We start from the raw sequence: 18,771 nt of genomic DNA, 5'->3' as shown, positions 1-18,771 counted from the left end.
GGGCTCGAGATAATCCTCGCGGTCGTTCCATCTGATGTGAGATCAGGCTTTCACGACATTCAGGAATATTTTCCGAACCGCTTTCGACAGCCGTTTCACCTCCGCTTCGAGCGTCTTGATATCTGGGCAGTCGCCGGCGCGGCAGACGAGTTCGACGAGGCCGGCCGGCGCTTCCTTCGGATCGAACAGGCCGTCGATGGAGAGGCGGATCAGTTGCGAAAGGCCGGTATAAAGCGTGAAGGCCTCGAGGCATATGTCGAGATCGGCGGTCGCCATCAGCCGGTCGCCGAGCACCTTCATGGCCTCGCCGGTGCTCATCCCGTTGACGGCAATGCCGACGCCCCTGGTCGGCGCGATCAGCGCCAGGTACTGGGCGATGAATTCGAGATCGATGACGCCGCCGGGAATGAGCTTCAGGTCCCACGGGCCGGAGGGCGGCTTTTCCTTGTCGATCAGTTCGCGCATCTCGGCGACATCATGCGCCACCTTGACAATATCGCGATCGGCCGACAGCACCTCGCGGACGATATGTTCCGCCTCGACGATCAGGCTCTCATTGCCGCAAATCAGCCGGGCGCGGCTGAGCGCCATATGCTCCCAGGTCCATGCCTCTTCACGCTGATACTTGCCGAAGGCATTGATGCGGGTGGCGACCGGCCCCTTGTTGCCGGATGGGCGCAGCCGCATGTCGACCTCATAGAGCACGCCTTCGGCGGTCGGCGCCGACAAGGCGGCCATCAGCCTCTGGGTGATGCGGGTGAAGTAACGCGTCGCATCGAGCGGCTTCGGCCCGTCGGATTCGGAAGCCGCATCGTCATAATCATAGAGCAGGATCAGATCGATGTCGGAACCGGCCGTCAGCTCGAAGCTGCCGAGCTTGCCCATGCCGGCGACCGCGATGCGCCCGCCGGGATAGTCGCCGTGTGCGGCCTGCATCTCGCCGACCACGGCATCGAGTGCCGCCGCAATGATGAGGTCGGCGAGATGGGTGAAAGCGCGTGCGGCCATCGCGCCGTTGATCGCACCGGTGAGCAGGCGGATGCCGATCAGGAAGCGCTGCTCGGCTGCGAAGATTCGCAGCCGGTCGAGCACCTCTTCATAGTGGCGCGCCTGGGCAAGCGAGCCCTTCAGCCGCTCGCCGAGATAGTCACGCGTCGGCAGCTCGGCCATCAGGCCGGGATCAAGCATGCCGTCGAAGACATGCGGTTTGGCGGCGATCACCTCGGCAAGCCGGGGTGCCGAGGACATGATGTTGACGATCAGCGACAGCAGCGCCGGGTTGCTGCCGAGCAGCGAGAACAGCTGGATGCCAGAGGGAAGGCCCGAGATGAAGCTGTCGAAGCGCAGCAGCGCCTCGTCGGCGCGCTTGCTTTCGCCGAAAACGCGCAGGAGCTCCGGCGCCAGCTCCGTCAGCCTTTCGCGCGCCTCGACCGATTGCGTCGCCCGGTAGCGGCCGTAGTGCCAGGTGCGGATGATGCGGGAAATATCGGACGGTCTGGTAAAGCCGAGTTTCTTCAGCGTCTCCAGCGTATCCGGGTCATCGCCCTGGCCGGTGAAGACGAGGTTTCCGGTGTCTGTGGAAAGCTTGCTCTCCTGCTCGAAGAGGTGGGCATAACGCCGCTCGACCGTCTTCAACACGCCGACCAGCCGTTCGGAGAAGCTCGGCGTGTCGGAAAAGCCCATCATGAAGGCGATGCGCTTCAGGTCGGCATCCGTCTCCGGCAGCAGATGGGTCTGCTCGTCGCGCACCATCTGGATGCGATGCTCGACATCGCGCAGGAACCAGTAGGCCTCCGTCAGTTCGTCACGGGTTTCCGCGTCGATCCATTTCGCCTTGGTGAGTTCACCGAGCGTCTCCTCAGTCGCCCGGCCACGCAATGCCGGCATGCGGCCGCCGGCAATCAGCTGCTGCGTCTGGACGAAGAATTCGATCTCGCGAATGCCGCCGCGGCCGAGCTTGACGTTATGACCCTTGACCGCGATGGCGCCGTGGCCCTTATGCGCGTGGATCTGCCGTTTGATCGAATGGATATCCGCAATCGCCGCGTAATCGAGATATTTGCGGAAGACGAAAGGGGCGAGTCCGCGCAGGAAATCACTGCCCGCGGTCAAGTCGCCGGCAACGGCGCGCGCCTTGATGAAAGCCGCCCGTTCCCAGTTCTGACCCCTGCCCTCGTAATAGATCATCGCCGCATCGACCGGGATCGCCAGCGGCGTCGAACCGGGATCGGGGCGCAATCTGAGATCGGTGCGGAAGACGTAGCCGTCGGCTGTCCGCTCCTGCAGGATGCGCACCAGCCGCCGCATCATCCTGGGGAATACCTCGATCGCGTCATCCGGGTCCGGCACGATGCCCGCCTGTTCGTCGAAGACGACGACGAGGTCGATATCGGAGGAATAGTTGAGTTCGGATGCGCCGAGTTTGCCCATGCCGAGCACGATCAGCCCGGAGCCGTCGCTCGGCGCCGCCAGATCCCGCAGCCGCAGCTTTCCACCCTCATGCGCCGAAAGCAGCAGATGGTCGATCGCGGCGGCAACCGAAGCTTCGGCAAGCTCGCTCAGCCAGGCCGTCGTCGCCCGGCCGTCGAAGATGCGCGCGAGATCGGCGAGGGCGACCAGGAAGGCCACCTTGCGCTTGATGATGCGCAGCCTGCTCATCACCACGGATTCCGAAGGTGCGGCCCCCTCGCCGTCCCGTTGCCAGCAACGCCGCGCCTCGGCGACCAGCGCCTCGATCTGCGGCTCCAGCGGCTGGGTGATGGCACCGGCGAGGATAGCGGGATCGAGATTTACGATTTCGCGCAGATAAGGCGACAGCGTCAGCACGGCTGCAATGAAATCGCGAAGCGGGCCTTCCGTCTTCAGCATCGCCGCGACCGACGGCTCGCTCCTGCCGGCCTCCTGAAGGTCGGCCAGCGCCAGCTTCAACTCCGTCTGGTTCAGCGGACGTAGCAGCCCTTCGGCCACATCCTTCAGACCATGCGTCGATTTCGTCAGCATGCGCTCTCCTGCTTTAGCGCCTAAAGCGCATCGCGATCTTTCGGATTCGCTCCTTGCGCTTTCAGCCTTTGTTTTACGCATGCCGTGTCGCAAAACCGCTGCACACTTTTGCGCGACATGCTCGAGGGAAACGACCACGCAGAATCGCGGGAACGCCTCCTTCGATCGGCATTAAACTAGGGTCTAGGTGGAAAACCGCCAATACGCGATTCAGCCGATCATCGGTCTCGGCAATCAGGCAGCCTTGGCGGGGAAGATCATGCTGACGGTCAATCCGCGTTTTTCGGGTTTGTCGGGATCGGTATCGGAGAGTTCCAACCGGCCGTTGTGCAGCTCCATCACCGCTTCCACCAGCGAAAGCCCGAGCCCCGTTCCCGGCTTCGATCGGCTTTCATCGAGGCGGACGAAGCGCTTCACCACGTCGTCGCGCCTGTCGGCTGGAACGCCCGGCCCATGGTCGGCGACCGAAAGGCAGATGCCATCCGGGCGGCGGGCAAGCTTCAGCGATACCTTGCCCGCCCCTTCCGTATCGGAGGAATATTTGATGGCATTGTCGAGCAGATTGAAGATTGCCTGGCCGATCAGCTCGCGATTGCCCTGCACCTCGACATCGGGTTCGATGCTGGAGCTCAAGCCAAGCCCCGCCTCCTCCGCCGCCGGTTCGTAAAGCTCGGCGCTATCGGAGACGATGGCCGAAAGCTCCACCGGCGACATCTCGGCGGCGACCGATCCGGCCTCGACGCGGGAGATCATCAACAGCGCGTTGAAGGTGCGGATCAGTTGGTCCGATTCGGAAATGATGCCTTCGAGTGCGGTGCGCCGCGTCTCGCCATCGGCGATATCGAGCGCATCCGCCGCCTTGTTGCGCAGCCGCGTCAGCGGCGTCTTGAGATCGTGGGCGATGTTGTCGGAGACCTGCCGCAGGCCCTCGTTCAGCTTCTCGATGCGCTCCAGCATGGTATTCAAAGACATCGACAAGCGGTCGAATTCATCGCCGGATCCGCCCACCGGCAGGCGCTGGGACAGGTCGCCGGCCATGATCTTCTTGCTGGCATCCGACATGCGGTCGATGCGTTTCAGCGCGTTGCGGCCGATGGCGAACCAGATGATGATGGCGCCAAGCCCCATGATCGCCAAGGCCACCATCAGCGCCTGGCGCACCAGCAGACGGAAACGCTCGGGGTCGCCGAGGTCGCGGCCGATCAGGATTCTCAGGCCATTGTCGAGCACGAAAATATTGGCGATCGCCTTGTGGCGGCGCTCGACACCCCCGCCGTCAGTATAGCGTTGGTAACCGAAGGGCGCGGAGGTCCAGCCGATCTCCTCGAAGACACCCGGCTGCACCGAGGCGACGTTGCCGGCGAGAATATCGCCCGAGGGACCGGCGATGATATAGAGGTTGGCGCCCGGCTGGCGAGCACGCCGCTCCATCGTGCGCAGGAGAAGGTTCATGCCGCCGGTGTCATAGGCGCGCTGCACCTGCTCCACCTCCTGCCGGACGGCGTCGCGGATCTGGCCGGTCAGCAACCGCTCCGACATCGCCGTCACATAGAAGACGAGCGTCGCGGCGCAGATGGCGAAAAGCAGGATGTAGAGTGCCGAAAGGCGGACTGCGGTGGACTTGAAGAGAACCTTGAAACGGCTCATCCCTCATCCTTGATCATGTACCCCGCGCCGCGAATAGTCTTCAGGAGCGGCTGGCTGTAGTCCTTTTCGATCTTCGAGCGCAGCCGCGAGACATGGACGTCGATGACGTTGGTCTGCGGGTCGAAGTGATAGTCCCACACGTTTTCGAGCAGCATGGTGCGGGTCACCACCTGGCCGGCATTCTTCATCAGATATTCCAGCAGCCGGAATTCGCGTGGCTGCAGCGGGATCTCCTTGCCGCCGCGGCGCACCTCGTGGGAGAGCCGGTCGAGTTCGAGATCGCCGACGCGATAGACGACGTCCTGATCCGGCGTGCCCTTACGGCGGCCGAGCACCTCGACGCGCGCCAGCAACTCGCTGAACGCATAGGGCTTCGGCAGATAATCGTCGCCTCCGGCACGAAGACCGGTCACGCGGTCATCGACCTGGCCGAGCGCCGAGAGGATGAGGACCGGCGTATGGATGGCCTTGCGGCGCAACTCGCTGATGACGGAAAGCCCGTCCCGGCGCGGCAGCATGCGGTCGATGACGATGACGTCGTAGGTATTTTCCGACCCCATGAACAGGCCGCTCTCGCCGTCGCTGGCGTGATCGGCGACGATGCCCGCCTCGCGAAAGGCTTTCGTGAGGTAGACCGCGGCTTCGAGATCATCTTCGATGATGAGAATCTTCATGCGGCCGACATTACCCGCCGGCTGCGTTTCGGCAAGGCTCAAAGCATCTTCCTGCGGGGCGGCGCTCATCGCGATCATCCTTCAAAGGTCAGAAGAATCGAGCCGCGCGGAGTTTCGTCCGCGCGGCTCCAAATTGTCTTAGGGATCAGCCCTGGCCGTTGATCGGAAGCGCGACGAAACGGCTTCCTTCATTGGACTGGATCTGGAAGAGCGCGCGAGTGCGCCCGTCCTTCTTGGCCTGGTTCAGCACCTTGACGATATCCTCAGGGCTGGTGATCTCCTGGTTGTTGACCGAAGTGATCTTTTCGCCTTCCTTGATGCCCTTGTCGGCAGCGTCGGAGTCCGGATCGATGCCTGTGATCGCCAGGCCCTTGCCGTCATCGGAAGGACCGACCGTCAGGCCGAGATCGGCAAGCGCCTTCTCGGAAGCCGGTGCCTCAGGCTGCTGCGGCTGGCTGTTGTCATCGGCAGATGCATCCTTCTGGTCGACCGGAAGCGTGCCGAGTTCGACGGTGAGAGGCTGGGCCTTGCCGGCGCGCCAGACCGAAAGCTCGACCTTGCTGCCCGGCTGCATCGCACCGATGCGGCGGCTGAGATCACGCGCATCCTTGATCGTCTCACCATTCAGCGCGGTGACGACGTCGCCGGCCTTCATGCCGGCCTTGTCACCCGGCGAACCGGCCTGCGGGGCGACGACAAGGGCGCCGCTCGGCTCGGAGAGACCGATGGATTCGGCGATATCCTTGGTCACCGGCTGGATCTGGACACCCAGCCAGCCGCGTGAAACCTGGCCGTCCTTCATCAGATCGGCGACGACGTCCCTGGCGGTCGAGGCGGGAATGGCGAAGGCGATGCCGACGCTGCCGCCCGACGGCGAGAAGATCGCGGTGTTGATGCCGACGACTTCGCCGCTGAGGTTGAAGGTCGGACCGCCGGAGTTGCCGCGGTTCACGGCGGCATCCACCTGCAGGTAATCGTCATAGGGACCGGAGCCGATATCGCGGCCGCGAGCCGAGACGATGCCGGCTGTGACCGTGCCGCCGAGACCGAAGGGGTTGCCGACAGCAACGACCCAGTCGCCGACGCGGACGTTATTGTCGTCGGCCCAGTTGACGTAGGTGAACTTCTTGCCCTTGCCGTCGACCTTCAGCACCGCGAGGTCGGTGCGCGGATCCTTGCCGATCAGCTTGGCATCGAGCTCGGTACCGTCATTCATGACCGCGACGAAGGCCTGGCCATCGGAAACGACGTGGTTGTTGGTGACGATATAGCCGTCCTCGGAGATGAAGAAGCCGGAACCCTGGGCGACGGGGCGGAGGCGACCCTTGCCGCCCGGACCATTCGGGCCGCCATTCGGTCCGTTCTGGCCGAAGCGCCTGGAATGGCCCTGCTGATCGTTCGGATCCTGGCCGAACTGCTTGAAGAACCGCTTCAGCGGATGATCGTCAGGAAGGTCGTCGAAGCCGCGGCCGTTGAAGTCGAAGGAGAAGCCGTCATTGTTGTTATCGGAGACGGGATTGACGCGATTTTCGACCCGGACGGAAACGACAGCCGGTGAAACGGCGTCGACGACATTGGCGAAGCTCGGAACGGCAGGCGCCTGAACCTTGACAGCTTCGGCATAAGACCGGGTGATTTCGAGCGGAACGCCGGTTGCAAGCACAGCGGCTGCGATACCGGCGACGGTAGAAGCCTTGAGCACAGTGGCGAGGGACGGACGTCCGTTGAAATTCTTGAGCATTGGAGCACCTTCTCTTGTTCTTAGTTCTCAGAGCCGGCGATGCCGGATCAGTCGATGAGTAAAGATATAGGACGCCGCACCTTACTGCGAACTGTCCGGCCAATGAAAAGTTGGTAATGTTTGCAATGTTTGGCAAACGGCTGAACGCATATGGCCTTCACCCGCGGCGGCTCCGGCTCAGGTATACTGCGCTACAGCGCTCCTTTGCGGAAGCGGCCTTCAATTCCCTTAGACTTCGGTCTGCTAATATTTATGCTTTCAGGCCGGCTTACGTTGAGAGGTACGGTTCTCGAACCGTTCTGAGACAGTCCTTACCGCCGTCGCAAAGTTGATTTTTTTCAGCGGTTTATCGGTTCCTGTGCTTTGGTCGACAGCTGCTTCAACACATCTACGAAGTCATCGAAGCGCTCCTTTCCAACCTCTTTTGACCATTGCTCATGCAATTGCCGAAGACATGCGAAAATGGCCGCGACGACTTCATGTCCCCGTGGCGTCAGATAGACCAGTCGGCGATCACTGCCGTCGGCTGCGCGCCGCTCGACATAGCCCAGCTCTTCAAGCTGGCTGAGCAGATAGTTCACAGCCTGCCGCGACATCCGCTTCTGACGCGCGAGCTCTGACGGTCTCATGCCATCCGGCAACGGAAACGAAAACACGGCAAAATGCGCCTCCTGGAAGTCGGCAAAGCCCGCCTCGTGAATGGCTTGCAGCATGCGTTCGCGCACATGCTGCCAGACAATGCGCAGCAGCGCGCCGAAGAACGGCGGACCGGGCAACGCGTCGGGAATTGAATCCGGGGGCAATGGGATTGACATATGTGTAAAGCCACTTTACGTTTGATGTAAAGTTACTTTACATTGTGGAAACCTTAGATGGAAGCGGTACGAAACGATATTGTGCGGATCGGGCAACTCGAACTGCGTTTTCTCATCAGTGAGGTCGGCGCCACGGTATTCGAATTCACAGTGCCATCTCGGGCGCGCGTTCCCGCTCCGCACAGTCATCGGGATGCTGACGAATTCCTCTACGGCCTTGAAGGCGCGCTCACCGTCATCGTCGACGGGCAAACGCGCGAGATTCGCGCCGGCGACGCCATATTCATTCCGCGAGGCGCGGTGCACCATCACGAGAACCTGCATGATGGCACAGCCAAGGTCTTGGCGACCATCACGCCGGGTACAATTGGACGGCGTTATTTCGAGGAAATTGCCGAGGTGGTGAACGTGCCCGGCAAACCGGACCTCGGTAAGGCCAATGAGATCATGCTCCGCCATGGACTGGTCCCGGTCTGATCAACTCACCTAGAGCATTTCCGTTTTTCTCAGAATCAAGGAAACGCTCTATCGCTTTGTTTTTACGCAATTCCGGACGCAAAACCGCTGCGCACTTTTGCTGGAATTGCTCTAAGCCTCGTAATTTTCCAGTTGATTGCGCATCACCCGTCGCGGCGCGCAAGTCGCGCTGGAGAGTTGCCGGGCTGGCCGGTTATTTTTTCAGAAGCTCGCTCAGCCGCGCCTGCTCGTCTGCCGTCAGCTTGCTGCCGGTCGGCTTGCCCGCCCTCTTGCGCGCAAAGACCAGCAGCGACAGCCCGCCGGCGAGCACCAGCAGTACCGGTGCGCCCCAGAGCAGCACCGTCTTCATGCTGACACGCGGCTTCAACAGCACGAACTCGCCGTAGCGCGAGACGATATAGGTCAGCACCGCCTCGTCGCTGTCGCCATCGGTGATGCGCTCGCGCACCAGCAGGCGCAAATCCTTGGCCAGATCGGCGTTGGAATCGTCGATCGACTGGTTCTGGCAGACCATGCATCGCAATTCCGCCGAAAGGGCGCGGGCCCGCGCCTCGAGCGCCGGATCGGCCAGCACCTCGTCCGGATTGACGGCGAAGGCGGGGGCGGCCATCAGCAGCAAAGCAAAAGCCACGAGCAGACGCCGCATCATTCCGCCGGCTCCATTTTGGGAGCTGCCGGCCTTGCCGGCTTCGCCTTGCGGCGCGGGGCGCCGACACGCAGGCGCCGGTCGCTGAGCGAGACGAGGCCGCCGAAGGCCATGAACACCGCTCCGCCCCAGATGCAGAGAATGAACGGTTTCCACCAGATGCGCACGACGATACCACCGTCCTTGGTGGCGTCACCCAGAGAAACATAGAGCTGGCTGAGCCCGAAGGTCAGGATACCCGCCTCGGTCGTCGGCATCTGGCGGGCGGTGTAGAGGCGCTTGGCCGACCAGGTATCGGCAACCGCGACACCGGCGCGCCGGATGGTGAAGTGGCCACGGTCCTCGGTATAGTTCGGCCCGGTCGCCGGCTGCATGCCGTCGAAATGCAGGCTGTAACCGCCGGCCTCGGTCACCTCGCCCGGCTTCATCTCGATGACGTGCTCGCTTTCGAACGTCGTGACCGCGACGATGCCGAGCACGGTGACGCCGAGCCCGGCATGGGCGAGCGCCGTGCCGAAGGCCGAACGCGGCAGGCCGGAAAGCCGGCGCCAGGCGAGACTGCCCGCGACCTTGCCGATGCCGGCGCGGTACCAGAGATCGGCCACCGCACCGAGGACCAGGAACAGCCCGGCAGCGAGGCCGAGCACTGAAAGCACCGGCCCGCCATGTTGGATATAGAAGAAGGCCACCGCGGCAAGGAAGGCCAGACCTGCGACGACATAGAGCCGCTGCAGGGCACCGAGCAGATCGCCGCGCTTCCAGGCAAGCATCGGCCCGAAGGGCACGATGACGATCAGCGGCGCCATCAGCAGGCCGAAGGTCAGGTTGAAGAAGGGCGCTCCGACGGAAATCTTGTCGCCGGTCAGCGTTTCCAGCAGCAGCGGATAGAGCGTGCCCGTCAGCACCGTGCCGCAGGCGACCGTCAGGATCAGATTGTTGACGACGAGCGCGCCTTCGCGCGAAATCGGCGCAAACAGCCCGCCTGCCGACAGCTTCGGCGCGCGGAAGGCAAACAGCGACAGCGCCCCGCCGATGAAGATCAGCAGGATGCAGAGAATGAAGACGCCGCGGGAGGGGTCGCTGGCAAAGGCATGCACCGAGGTCAGCACGCCGGAGCGCACCAGGAAGGTCCCCATCAGCGACAGCGAGAAGGTGAGGATGGCGAGCAGCACCGTCCAGATCTTCAGCGCTTCGCGCTTTTCCATGACGAGCGCCGAATGCAGCAGTGCGGTGCCGGCGAGCCAGGGCATGAAGGAAGCGTTTTCCACCGGGTCCCAGAACCACCAGCCGCCCCAGCCGAGCTCGTAATAGGCCCAGTAGGAGCCCATGGCGATGCCAAGCGTCAGAAAGGTCCATGCGGCCAGCGTCCAGGGCCGTACCCAGCGCGCCCAGGCGGCGTCGATGCGCCCTTCCAAGAGGGCCGCAACGGCAAAGGAGAAGCAGACGGAGAAGCCGACATAACCGAGATAGAGCAGCGGCGGGTGGATCGCGAGGCCGACATCCTGAAGAACCGGGTTGAGATCGCGGCCCTCGGCCGGCGCCGGATCGAGACGGAGGAAGGGGTTGGAAGTCAGGAGAATGAAGAGGGTGAAGGCAACCGAAATCCAGGCCTGCACGGCCAATACATTGGCCTTCAGCGTCTCCGGCAGATTGCGGCCGAAGACGGCGACCAGCGCGCTGAACAGCGTCAGGATCAACAGCCAGAGCATCATCGACCCTTCGTGATTGCCCCAGACGCCGGAATATTTATAGAGCAGCGGCACCAGTGAATGCGAATTCTCCCAGACGTTCTCGACCGAGAAGTCCGAGACGACATGGGCATAGGTCAGCACGCCGAAGGAGAAGGCGACCAGCGAAAACATCGCCAGCGAGCCGATCGTCGCCACATCCATCATCGCCCGATCATGACGACGGGCTCCGATCACCGGCACGATGGAGAGGATGAGCGCGGTGGCGAGCGCCAGCACCAGCGCGTAATGGCCGATCTCGATGATCATGGCGTCGCCTTCACTTCCTGGCCCTGAGCTTGCTTCCCAGGGTTTTCCTGGCCCTGAGCTTCCTGGCCTTGCCCTTCCTTCCACAGCCCCTGGGATTTCAGCCTGTCGGCCACGTCCTTCGGCATATAGGTCTCGTCATGCTTGGCAAGCACGGTGTCGGCGACGAAGACGTTGGTGCCGGCGGCGAACATGCCTTCGGTGACGACACCCTGGCCCTCGCGGAAGAGATCGGGGAGAATACCGGTATATTTGACCTTCACGGCATTGGTGCTGCCGTCGGTGACGGCAAATTCCACCGTCGAGCCGGTGCCGCGCACGACGCTGCCCTCGCCGACCAGCCCGCCGAGACGGATGCGGGTTTCCGGCGCCACCGGCGTCTTGGCAAGATCCGCCGGCATGTAGAAATAGGCGACCGACTGGCTGAAGGCGAACATGACCAGCAGCACGGCGACGATGATGAAGCCCATGCCGCCGCCGATCACCGCGAGGCGCTTCTGCTTGCGCGTCATTGCGTCGCTCCCTCCGTGGCTATGCCGAGTTCCCTGGCAAGCGCCAGCAATTGCCTGCCCTGTTCGCCGGGCGGCGGAAAGGCCGCAAGCCCGCGCTTCAGGGCGCCGGCTGCGCGATCCTTGTCGTTCAATACGGCATAAGAGCGGACGAGCCGCACCCATCCCTCGAAATTGTTCGGATCCTCGCTGAGCTTGGCGTCGAGGCTGTCGACCATGCCGCGGATCATCTGCTGCCGGTCGCCGGCGCTCATAGTCTCGGCCGCCGCCACATCTTGCTGCGTGGGATTGCCGGGGGCAGCCGGACCGGCGCCCGGGGCAGCCGGATCGGCGCCCGGGGCAGCCGGATCGGCGCCCGGGGCAGCCGGATCGGCGCCTGACTTCGCGCCGCCGTTCATGGCGATATGCTCGTTGACCAGCGGCAGCCAGGGCGCATCGGCGGGCGATTGTTTTGCCAGCGCCTCGAAAGCCTGGCGCGCCTCATCGAGCCGTCCCGCCTGCTCCATGCTGAGGGCGATGTAGAAGCGGGCACGCGGATTGTCAGGTTCGAGCGTCAGCGATTGTTCCAGCACTTGCCGCGCCTCCTCCGTCACCACGCCGTCCGAGACCGCCATCAGCGTCTCGGCAAGACCATCGAGCCGGACAGGGCTCGGGCCGAGAAGCCGGATCGCATTGCGATAGGCCACTTGCGCGTCGTTGACGCGCATTGTGCGGAAATAGATCGGCGCCAGCACATCCCAGCCCTTGCCGTCATCGGGCTTCTCAGCCAGGTGCCGTTCCGCCTTGGTGATCAGCACCGCCACGTCGTTGCCAGGGTTTTCCAGCCGCGCTTCCAGCGGCTGCGAGGGCAGGTCCGGCCTGCCCGTCGTCAAATAAAGACAGAGCCCGAGAACCGGCAGGACCAGGAGGACGAAGGCCTCGGTGAAATGGTGATGCCGTGCGGGTTTCGGCGTCTCAGCCGGCTCGTCGGCAGAGACGGCGATCAGCCGCCGGCCGATTTCCGCCCTGGCGTAATCAGCCTCCTCCGGAGTGATCAGCCCGCCATTGAGATCGCGGTCGAGTTCTCGCAACTGGTCGCGGTAGACCGCCGCCTCGCCCGCACGGATATTATCCGCCGCCTTCGCTCCGCGCAGAAGGGGGTAGAGCAGGATGACGGCGAGGGCTGCCGTCAGAACGGCAACGAGAATCCAGAACAGCATGTCGCCCAAATACGTGAAGCGCGCCGTCATTCCAACTGCCAAAGCCGGAATGACGAAGATTTGAGGCTAAAGCGCGTCGTAATCTTTCAGATTCGCTCCTCGCGCTTTAGCTCTCTGTTTGACGCATGTCGTTATCGCAAAACCGCTGCACACTTTTGCGCGACATGCTTTAGCGCATAATCCCTATACGCTGATTTAAAGCGATAGAGCGTCCTTGGCGCGTCCTGTCGGACGCGCGGCGCTCTATAAGCCGCAATTCAGAGCGGCGACCAGCTGCCGTCGTTGTTGCGGCAGGCAGCGCCGCGCACCACGGTGTCCTTTCCGTCGACGGTCAGCGTGTGGGTATATTGCCGGCAGTTCTGCGAACCGACCTGATAGGGTGCTGCTGCCACCACCTTGCCGGTCACGTCCTTGCCTGTCCAGAGCACCGGCTGGCCGACGGCGGCCGCTTCCAGGGCCCGATATTCCGCCTCGAGCGCCCTCTGCTTGTCGCTGTCGTTCAAGCTCACGCCACTGCGGCCGACGATGCCGCCCTGCAGCGCGGTGATGAAGGCGGCCGATGCCGAGGGCTTGCTCGAAAAAATGCCGCGCGAGGCAGCACTCTTCGTCGTCGTGCAGCCGGACAGCGCGACGGCGACGAGAAGAGCGGAAACGATCATGCCTTGCGAGCGTAAAATCATTGCGTCGAACCACGATCAGGGGTCAAATTCAGCCGATCGAAGTGCAGCGTCCCCGTGTCAGCATTAAGGCAAAGCATGCTATACATTTGCCAGTATCTTTGTGACATCAAGCAGTTGCTCATGCAACATCCTTTGTGACGCCGGGCAAGATAAGCTTGGCCTTCAGCCCGCCCCATTCACCGCGGGAAAGCTCGAGCCGTCCCTGGTATTCGTTGGAAATCTCGGTGACGATCGAAAGGCCGAGCCCGGTTCCGGGTTTGCTTTCGTCGAGCCGGCGGCCGCGCTTCAGCGCCTCGCGGATCTGGTCCGGCTCCAGGCCCGGCCCGTCATCCTCGACGGCGAGCTCCACCCAGTGGCGGCGCGCGCTCGCCTCCACCCCCTTCACATCCTCGCCGGCCTCGACGGCCGAAAGGCGCACTCTGCTTTTGGCAAAACGCGCCGCATTTTCCAGGAGGTTGCCGACGGTCTCCTCGAGATCCTGCTGCTCCATGGCAACGGCCAGATGCGGCGGCGAGACGACGAGATCGAATTCGGTATCGACGTTCAGCCGGCGCATGACGCGCACCAGCCGTTCAAGCGCCGGCTCGGCATCGGTGCGGGCGAGCACGGATTCGCGCTGCGCGGCGATGCGCGCCCGATTGAGATAGGACTGCACCTGCCCCTGCATCGATTCCGCCTGGCTGCGCACCAGCTCGCCATGGGATTTTTCCAGCACGCGCGCCTCGTTGAGAAGCACGGCGATCGGCGTCTTCAGCGAATGCGCGAGATTGCCGACCTGCATGCGGGCCCGCTCGACGATGCGGCGATTGCTGTCGATCAGCGCGTTCACCTCGTTGGCGAGCGGCAGGATTTCGCGCGGGAAGTCGCCTTTCAGCTGTTCGCTCTCGCCGGCGCGGATGCGCTCCAGCGCGGCGCGTGCCTTGTCGAGCGGCTTCAGGCCGTAGAGAATCGCCAGCGCGTTGACGATCAGGCTGCCGACGCCGAAACCGGCGAGCGCCAGATAGAGGCTGTGGGAAAAGGTACGCACGTCGTCTTCGACGACATCGACGTTGCCGGTGACGCGGACGCGCGCCGCGCGCCCGTCGGTATCGAGCACCACTTCGGTTTCGGCCACCTGCACGCGGTTCCCGGAAGCATCCGTCACCTGGTAGTAGCGCTCGTAATTCTTGTCGAAGGGCGCTTCGACGACGGAGGGAACCGGAATGAGCGCCGAGCCGAGCGAAGGCGACACCAGCGGTGCGGTCGTATAGGTGCCGAGCGGCTCCACCACCCAGTACCAGCCGGTCTTCGGCTGGGCAAAACGCAGGTCGCCGAGCTGCGGGCTGCCGCTGAGCGCGCCCTGATCGCCGATCGTCACCGAATTGATGACGTTGTAGAGCTGCGCCCGCAACAGATCCTGGAAACCGCGTTCGGCGCTCTTGCGGTAGAGGGTGGAGATCAAGAGGCCGATCACCACCAGCGCCACCGTCGACCAGACCGTGGTCAACAACAACACACGTGCGGTGAGCGACTTAATTCGCATGTTTCGGCGCTTGGATACGGTAACCGAGACCGCGCACCGTTTCGATCAGGTCGACCCCCATTTTCTTGCGCAGGCGGCCGACGAAGACCTCGATCGTGTTGGAATCACGGTCGAAATCCTGGTCGTACATATGCTCGACCAGTTCCGTGCGCGAGACGACCTCGCCCATGTGATGCATGAGATAGGAAAGCAGGCGATATTCGTGCGAGGTCAGCTTCAGCGTCGCGCCGTTGACCGTCGCCTTCGAGGATTTGGTATCGAGCCGCACCGGCCCGCAGATGATCTCGGATGAGGAATGCCCGGCCGCACGCCGGATCAGCGCCCGAATGCGGGCAAGCACTTCCTCAACATGGAAGGGCTTGGTGACGTAGTCGTCGGCACCGGCGTCGATGCCGGCGACCTTGTCGCTCCAGCGGTCGCGCGCCGTCAGGATCAGCACCGGCACGCCGCGGCCGGCGCCGCGCCATTTTTCAAGAACGGTGACCCCGTCCATCTCCGGCAGGCCGATATCGAGGATAATGGCGTCATAGGGTTCGGTGTCGCCGAGGAAATGGCCTTCCTCGCCGTCGAACGCCTGGTCGACGACATAGCCTGCCTCCTTCAGCGTGTCGGCCAGCTGCCGGTTCAGATTAACGTCGTCTTCGACTACCAGGATGCGCATCGGTCCGCCTTCGTCCGCTTCAAATCGATCAATGTCCTGAATAAGCCGATTCCGCCTACATCGGAACCTTTACCGTGACTTTGCGTGGGCGCTGGCCATTTCCCTGCACAAGAACGGTGATGATGCAGGTATCGCCCACCGGTTGCACGGACAGGAGCTGGCCGCCCGTCTGCTCGACGACCTGGGCTGCGGCGGCGCTGCAATCGCCTCCGATACGCACGACAAAAGTGCTCGCGGCGTCCGGTGAGGGCGCCGATACCACCAGTCCGGCGGCCAATGCTGCGACGCTCAGAGGAAAGGCCATGTGTTATGCTTTCAAGGTAATTCCAACTTGTCCCGAATATGTACTCACGCGACCTGAATGGCAAATGAATGCGCTGTAATGCAGGGTGTTTAGAACGGTTCTCGACTGTTCGGGACAGCCTGTTTCAGCGCCTCTAAATTGCCGCCGCAGCAAGCTCCGGCGGCCGCCGCTGCGCCCAAAAACGATACACTCAGCCTTGGGATCCGCGCATTCTTGATCACCTCCGGTAAAGGCGGGAGCCGGCGGGGCCGACACCACAGTCTTTGTCTGCGAATCGGCCGCGCTCTTCTCTTTCCTGCCGCCCGCAGCTTTCACCGGCCGGTTGAAACTGTTATGCCCTTGCTGCCCCACATTTCAGACCGTTTCAGCACCTATGCCAAAATCCTCCCGCTTCCGCTCGGCGCAGACGGTCACCGTCCTTGCCGTTACCCAACTGATCGGCTGGGGCACGACCTTCGACATGCTCGGGGTCATGGGCCGCGTCGTGGCGCCCGATCTCGGCCTGGCGAACGAAGTGGCGTTTGCCGGCCTGACGATCATGATGGTGGTCAGCGCCATCGTCGGTCCGGCGACCGGCCGCTGGCTCGGCCGCTATGGTGCTGCCCGGGTGCTTTCGGCCGCCTCGCTGACCTTTGCGCTTGGCCTGCTTCTGCTTGCCGCCGCAAACGGCATCGTGCTCTATGCCAGCGCCTGGATCATCATCGGCATCGGCGGCGCATTTGGCCTGTCGGCGCCGGCCTATACCGCCGTCGTCGAGCGCGAAGGGGCAAACGGCAAACGCGTAATCGCCATCCTGATGCTGTTCACCGGGCTTTCCAGCGCCATTTTCTGGCCGATCCTCAGCCTGCTCAACGAGGCGGTCGGCTGGCGCCTCACCTTCCTCGTCTGCGCGGCGCTGCAATTCTTCGTCTGCCTGCCGCTGCATCTTTTCGCCCTGCCGAGGCCGATCGCAACACATGTCGACGGCGGCACAGCCGAAATTGCCCCGGTGCCGCTGTCGAAGGCCAAGCAGCGCAAAGCCTTTCTGCTGATCGCCGCGGCGACGACGATTTCGACCTTCGTCACCTTCGGCATCTCGCCATCGCTGCTCGAAATTTTCCGCCAGTCCGGCGCTTCGCCGGCCTTTGCGCTGCAGCTCGGCTCGGCACGCGGCATCCTCGGCATCTCGGCACGTTTCCTCGACATGCTGCTCGGCCGGCGCGGCAATCCCATGCTCAGCGCGGCCATGGGCATCAGCCTGATGATGATGAGCTTCCTTATTATGCTGGTTGCCAGCCCGTCGACGCCGCTGCTCGTCACCTTCGTCCTGTTTTACGGGTTCGGCACCGGCGTCATGACCGTCGCCCGCGCGCTGCTGCCACTGGCGCTGTTCTCACCGCGCGAATTCGGACTGCAATCGGCCCGGCTGTCGCTGCCGCAGAACCTCGCCAACGCCATCGCCCCCGTCATCTTCACCGCCATCCTCGACCGCGCCGGCACCGGCCCGGCGCTCGCCGCCTGCGCCGTTCTGGCGGCATTGTCGCTCATCTTCGTGCTGATGCTGATGGCGCTGGTGCGCGGCGCCCGTGCGTCGGAATCAGCCATTCTTAATATCTCCTGACTATCATCCACGCATGGACGAGAGCGGCTGTCCGTCCACGCCGCAACCGCCGGGGCAACCTGACCATGAACCAGCAGCCGGTTTTGGCGAATCTTTAGAATCGCTTGCCGCCGCTTTTTCGAAAGTTGAGTCCGGTACTTCGGAAGTTGAGTCAGCTTCGGACTGATCCGAATCCGGAAAATCATTCATCCATTTGAGATTTCAATAGAATACAGCGTGGCCAAACGCCTGGGCAAGTCAGAGCGGCCGCGTCACCGCCGTGCGGCTGTCGTAGTCGGCGGCGATGCGCTTTTCCCGGAGCGGCCGCACGCGCTCGATCGAGAGCTGATAATCGGGATGCGCCTTGTAGGCGGCAAGGGCCGCCTCGTCGTCGAATTCGCCATAGACTACGAGATCGATCTCGGTGCCCAACTGATCGGTCTTCACATTGGTGCCGATTTCAAGCAGCCGCGCATGCGGAATGCCGGTCAGTATAGAAAGCCCGGCCCTCACCTCCTGCAGATGTTCCTCCTGTACGGTGAAGAAGACGATATGACGGATCACGCGGAAGCTCCTGTCAGATGTATAAAATGATGGAGCGACGTTGGCGCATCCTATCGGACGCGCCGCACTCCAGCTGTCAGCCGGGCGATAACATGCGCGCCCCAGGCCTTCAACCGCGCGAGCATGCTACGAGCCCCATCGGGACGTATCGCCGCATCGAAGACCATGGCATAGGCGGCGAGCTTTTCCGCCCGGTCGGTGCCATTGACGATGCGGCGCGCATTCACCCAGTCCGCGGTCGTCTCGTTCAGGTGATCGGCGAGCCTGTGGCCGGTAAAGCTGCCCTGCAGCATGCCTTCGATCAGGATCGTCACCGCCGCATCCATCTCCATCGCCCGGTCGGGATCGTCAACGAGATCGATCCCCGTCAGCACACTCATCGCCTCGTAGTTCCGCTTGTGGGTGAGCTGCACCAGGCCGCGTCCGAGCCAGCTGCGGCCATCCTCGTCCGGCCGCCAATAGGGCGTCTTCACCCAGGAGAGCCGGCCTGCGGCAAAGGCCGTCTCGAGGATCTCGACCGCGCGCACATCGCTTTCCGCCAGCGTCTCGCGCACCGGCTGCATCGTATAAGCGGTCTCGTGGTAAGCGGTTGCGAGGATGTATGCGAGCCACCGCCGGTCGGCATCGGCAAACCGTTCTTCCCAGGCGTCGAGAATCGCCGTGATGCCCACTACCTGAGGCTGAGTCAGGTTTCCCTTGAAGAGTCCGTGCCGTACAGTATCGAAAAAGAATGCCCGGTCCATGTGGACAACCATTCCG

Annotated in this window: 17 protein-coding genes; 2 read left to right on the top strand and 15 right to left on the bottom strand. The window is 63.0% G+C overall.

Annotation, left to right across the window (positions count from 1 at the left end; translation table 11 throughout):
- Nucleotides 1-42: 42 nt before the first annotated feature.
- The 5 genes from GR198_RS27275 to GR198_RS27255 all read right to left on the bottom strand — a co-directional run bounded on the left by GR198_RS27275 (nt 43) and on the right by GR198_RS27255 (nt 7,877).
- The gene (locus tag GR198_RS27275; protein WP_164069818.1) at nt 43-3,000 is read right to left on the bottom strand and encodes a bifunctional [glutamine synthetase] adenylyltransferase/[glutamine synthetase]-adenylyl-L-tyrosine phosphorylase; all 2,958 of its coding nucleotides are present in this window, start codon (nt 2,998-3,000) and stop codon (nt 43-45) included.
- A 234-nt stretch (nt 3,001-3,234) separates the two neighbouring features.
- The gene (locus GR198_RS27270; protein WP_029875251.1) at nt 3,235-4,647 is read right to left on the bottom strand and encodes a sensor histidine kinase; all 1,413 of its coding nucleotides are present in this window, start codon (nt 4,645-4,647) and stop codon (nt 3,235-3,237) included.
- Nucleotides 4,644-5,399, bottom strand: a complete 756-nt coding sequence (locus GR198_RS27265; protein ID WP_017990850.1) for a response regulator transcription factor — start codon at nt 5,397-5,399, stop codon at nt 4,644-4,646. Before GR198_RS27265 ends, GR198_RS27270 begins: the two co-directional genes overlap by 4 nt.
- A 67-nt stretch (nt 5,400-5,466) precedes the next feature.
- The gene (locus tag GR198_RS27260; RefSeq protein WP_029875253.1) at nt 5,467-7,062 is read right to left on the bottom strand and encodes a Do family serine endopeptidase; all 1,596 of its coding nucleotides are present in this window, start codon (nt 7,060-7,062) and stop codon (nt 5,467-5,469) included.
- Nucleotides 7,063-7,400: 338 nt separating this feature from the next.
- On the bottom strand, nt 7,401-7,877 hold the full coding sequence (locus GR198_RS27255; protein ID WP_204337242.1) for a MarR family winged helix-turn-helix transcriptional regulator: 477 nt from the start codon (nt 7,875-7,877) through the stop codon (nt 7,401-7,403).
- A gap of 57 nt (nt 7,878-7,934) precedes the next feature.
- On the opposite strand from GR198_RS27255, the gene GR198_RS27250 reads away from it, so the two are divergent.
- Complete coding sequence (locus GR198_RS27250; RefSeq protein WP_062944189.1) at nt 7,935-8,354, top strand: cupin domain-containing protein; 420 nt, start codon at nt 7,935-7,937, stop codon at nt 8,352-8,354.
- A gap of 193 nt (nt 8,355-8,547) precedes the next feature.
- Here GR198_RS27250 and GR198_RS27245 read toward each other — a convergent pair whose 3' ends face one another.
- From GR198_RS27245 to GR198_RS27210, 8 genes are all read right to left on the bottom strand, one after another.
- A complete protein-coding gene (locus tag GR198_RS27245; protein ID WP_164069817.1) occupies nt 8,548-9,003 on the bottom strand; it encodes a cytochrome c-type biogenesis protein in 456 nt (151 codons plus the stop codon).
- Nucleotides 9,000-10,997 (bottom strand): heme lyase CcmF/NrfE family subunit, encoded by a 1,998-nt coding sequence (locus GR198_RS27240; RefSeq protein ID WP_164069816.1) that lies wholly within the window; start codon nt 10,995-10,997, stop codon nt 9,000-9,002. Before GR198_RS27240 ends, GR198_RS27245 begins: the two co-directional genes overlap by 4 nt.
- Complete coding sequence (gene ccmE, locus GR198_RS27235; RefSeq protein ID WP_164069815.1) at nt 10,994-11,506, bottom strand: cytochrome c maturation protein CcmE; 513 nt, start codon at nt 11,504-11,506, stop codon at nt 10,994-10,996. Before ccmE ends, GR198_RS27240 begins: the two co-directional genes overlap by 4 nt.
- Nucleotides 11,503-12,702 carry a c-type cytochrome biogenesis protein CcmI gene (ccmI, locus tag GR198_RS27230; RefSeq protein WP_441005370.1) on the bottom strand — a complete coding sequence of 400 codons (1,200 nt, stop codon included), beginning with the start codon at nt 12,700-12,702 and terminating at the stop codon, nt 11,503-11,505. Before ccmI ends, ccmE begins: the two co-directional genes overlap by 4 nt.
- A gap of 257 nt (nt 12,703-12,959) precedes the next feature.
- Entirely contained in the window at nt 12,960-13,382 is a 423-nt protein-coding gene (locus GR198_RS27225) for a hypothetical protein (protein ID WP_164069813.1), read from the bottom strand.
- 118 nt (nt 13,383-13,500) lie between these two features.
- Nucleotides 13,501-14,904, bottom strand: a complete 1,404-nt coding sequence (locus tag GR198_RS27220) for a sensor histidine kinase (protein WP_018070966.1) — start codon at nt 14,902-14,904, stop codon at nt 13,501-13,503.
- Nucleotides 14,894-15,565: a response regulator transcription factor gene (locus GR198_RS27215; RefSeq protein WP_029875259.1), complete on the bottom strand. Its 672-nt coding sequence runs from the start codon at nt 15,563-15,565 to the stop codon at nt 14,894-14,896. Before GR198_RS27215 ends, GR198_RS27220 begins: the two co-directional genes overlap by 11 nt.
- Nucleotides 15,566-15,620: 55 nt before the next feature.
- Nucleotides 15,621-15,869 carry a hypothetical protein gene (locus GR198_RS27210; RefSeq protein ID WP_003546763.1) on the bottom strand — a complete coding sequence of 83 codons (249 nt, stop codon included), beginning with the start codon at nt 15,867-15,869 and terminating at the stop codon, nt 15,621-15,623.
- A gap of 373 nt (nt 15,870-16,242) precedes the next feature.
- Between GR198_RS27210 and GR198_RS27205 the strand changes: the two genes are divergently transcribed.
- Entirely contained in the window at nt 16,243-17,469 is a 1,227-nt protein-coding gene (locus tag GR198_RS27205) for an MFS transporter (RefSeq protein WP_164023104.1), read from the top strand.
- Nucleotides 17,470-17,706: 237 nt separating this feature from the next.
- Here GR198_RS27205 and GR198_RS27200 read toward each other — a convergent pair whose 3' ends face one another.
- Nucleotides 17,707-18,012 carry a Dabb family protein gene (locus GR198_RS27200; protein WP_007626707.1) on the bottom strand — a complete coding sequence of 102 codons (306 nt, stop codon included), beginning with the start codon at nt 18,010-18,012 and terminating at the stop codon, nt 17,707-17,709.
- A 50-nt stretch (nt 18,013-18,062) separates the two neighbouring features.
- Nucleotides 18,063-18,767 (bottom strand): hypothetical protein, encoded by a 705-nt coding sequence (locus tag GR198_RS27195; protein WP_164023105.1) that lies wholly within the window; start codon nt 18,765-18,767, stop codon nt 18,063-18,065.
- Between the last annotated feature and the right edge of the window lie 4 nt (nt 18,768-18,771).

This window comes from Rhizobium leguminosarum, from assembly GCF_010668065.1.
GTDB classification, from domain to species: domain Bacteria; phylum Pseudomonadota; class Alphaproteobacteria; order Rhizobiales; family Rhizobiaceae; genus Rhizobium; species Rhizobium leguminosarum_S.
This window is presented reverse-complemented; position numbering and strand designations above follow the sequence as displayed.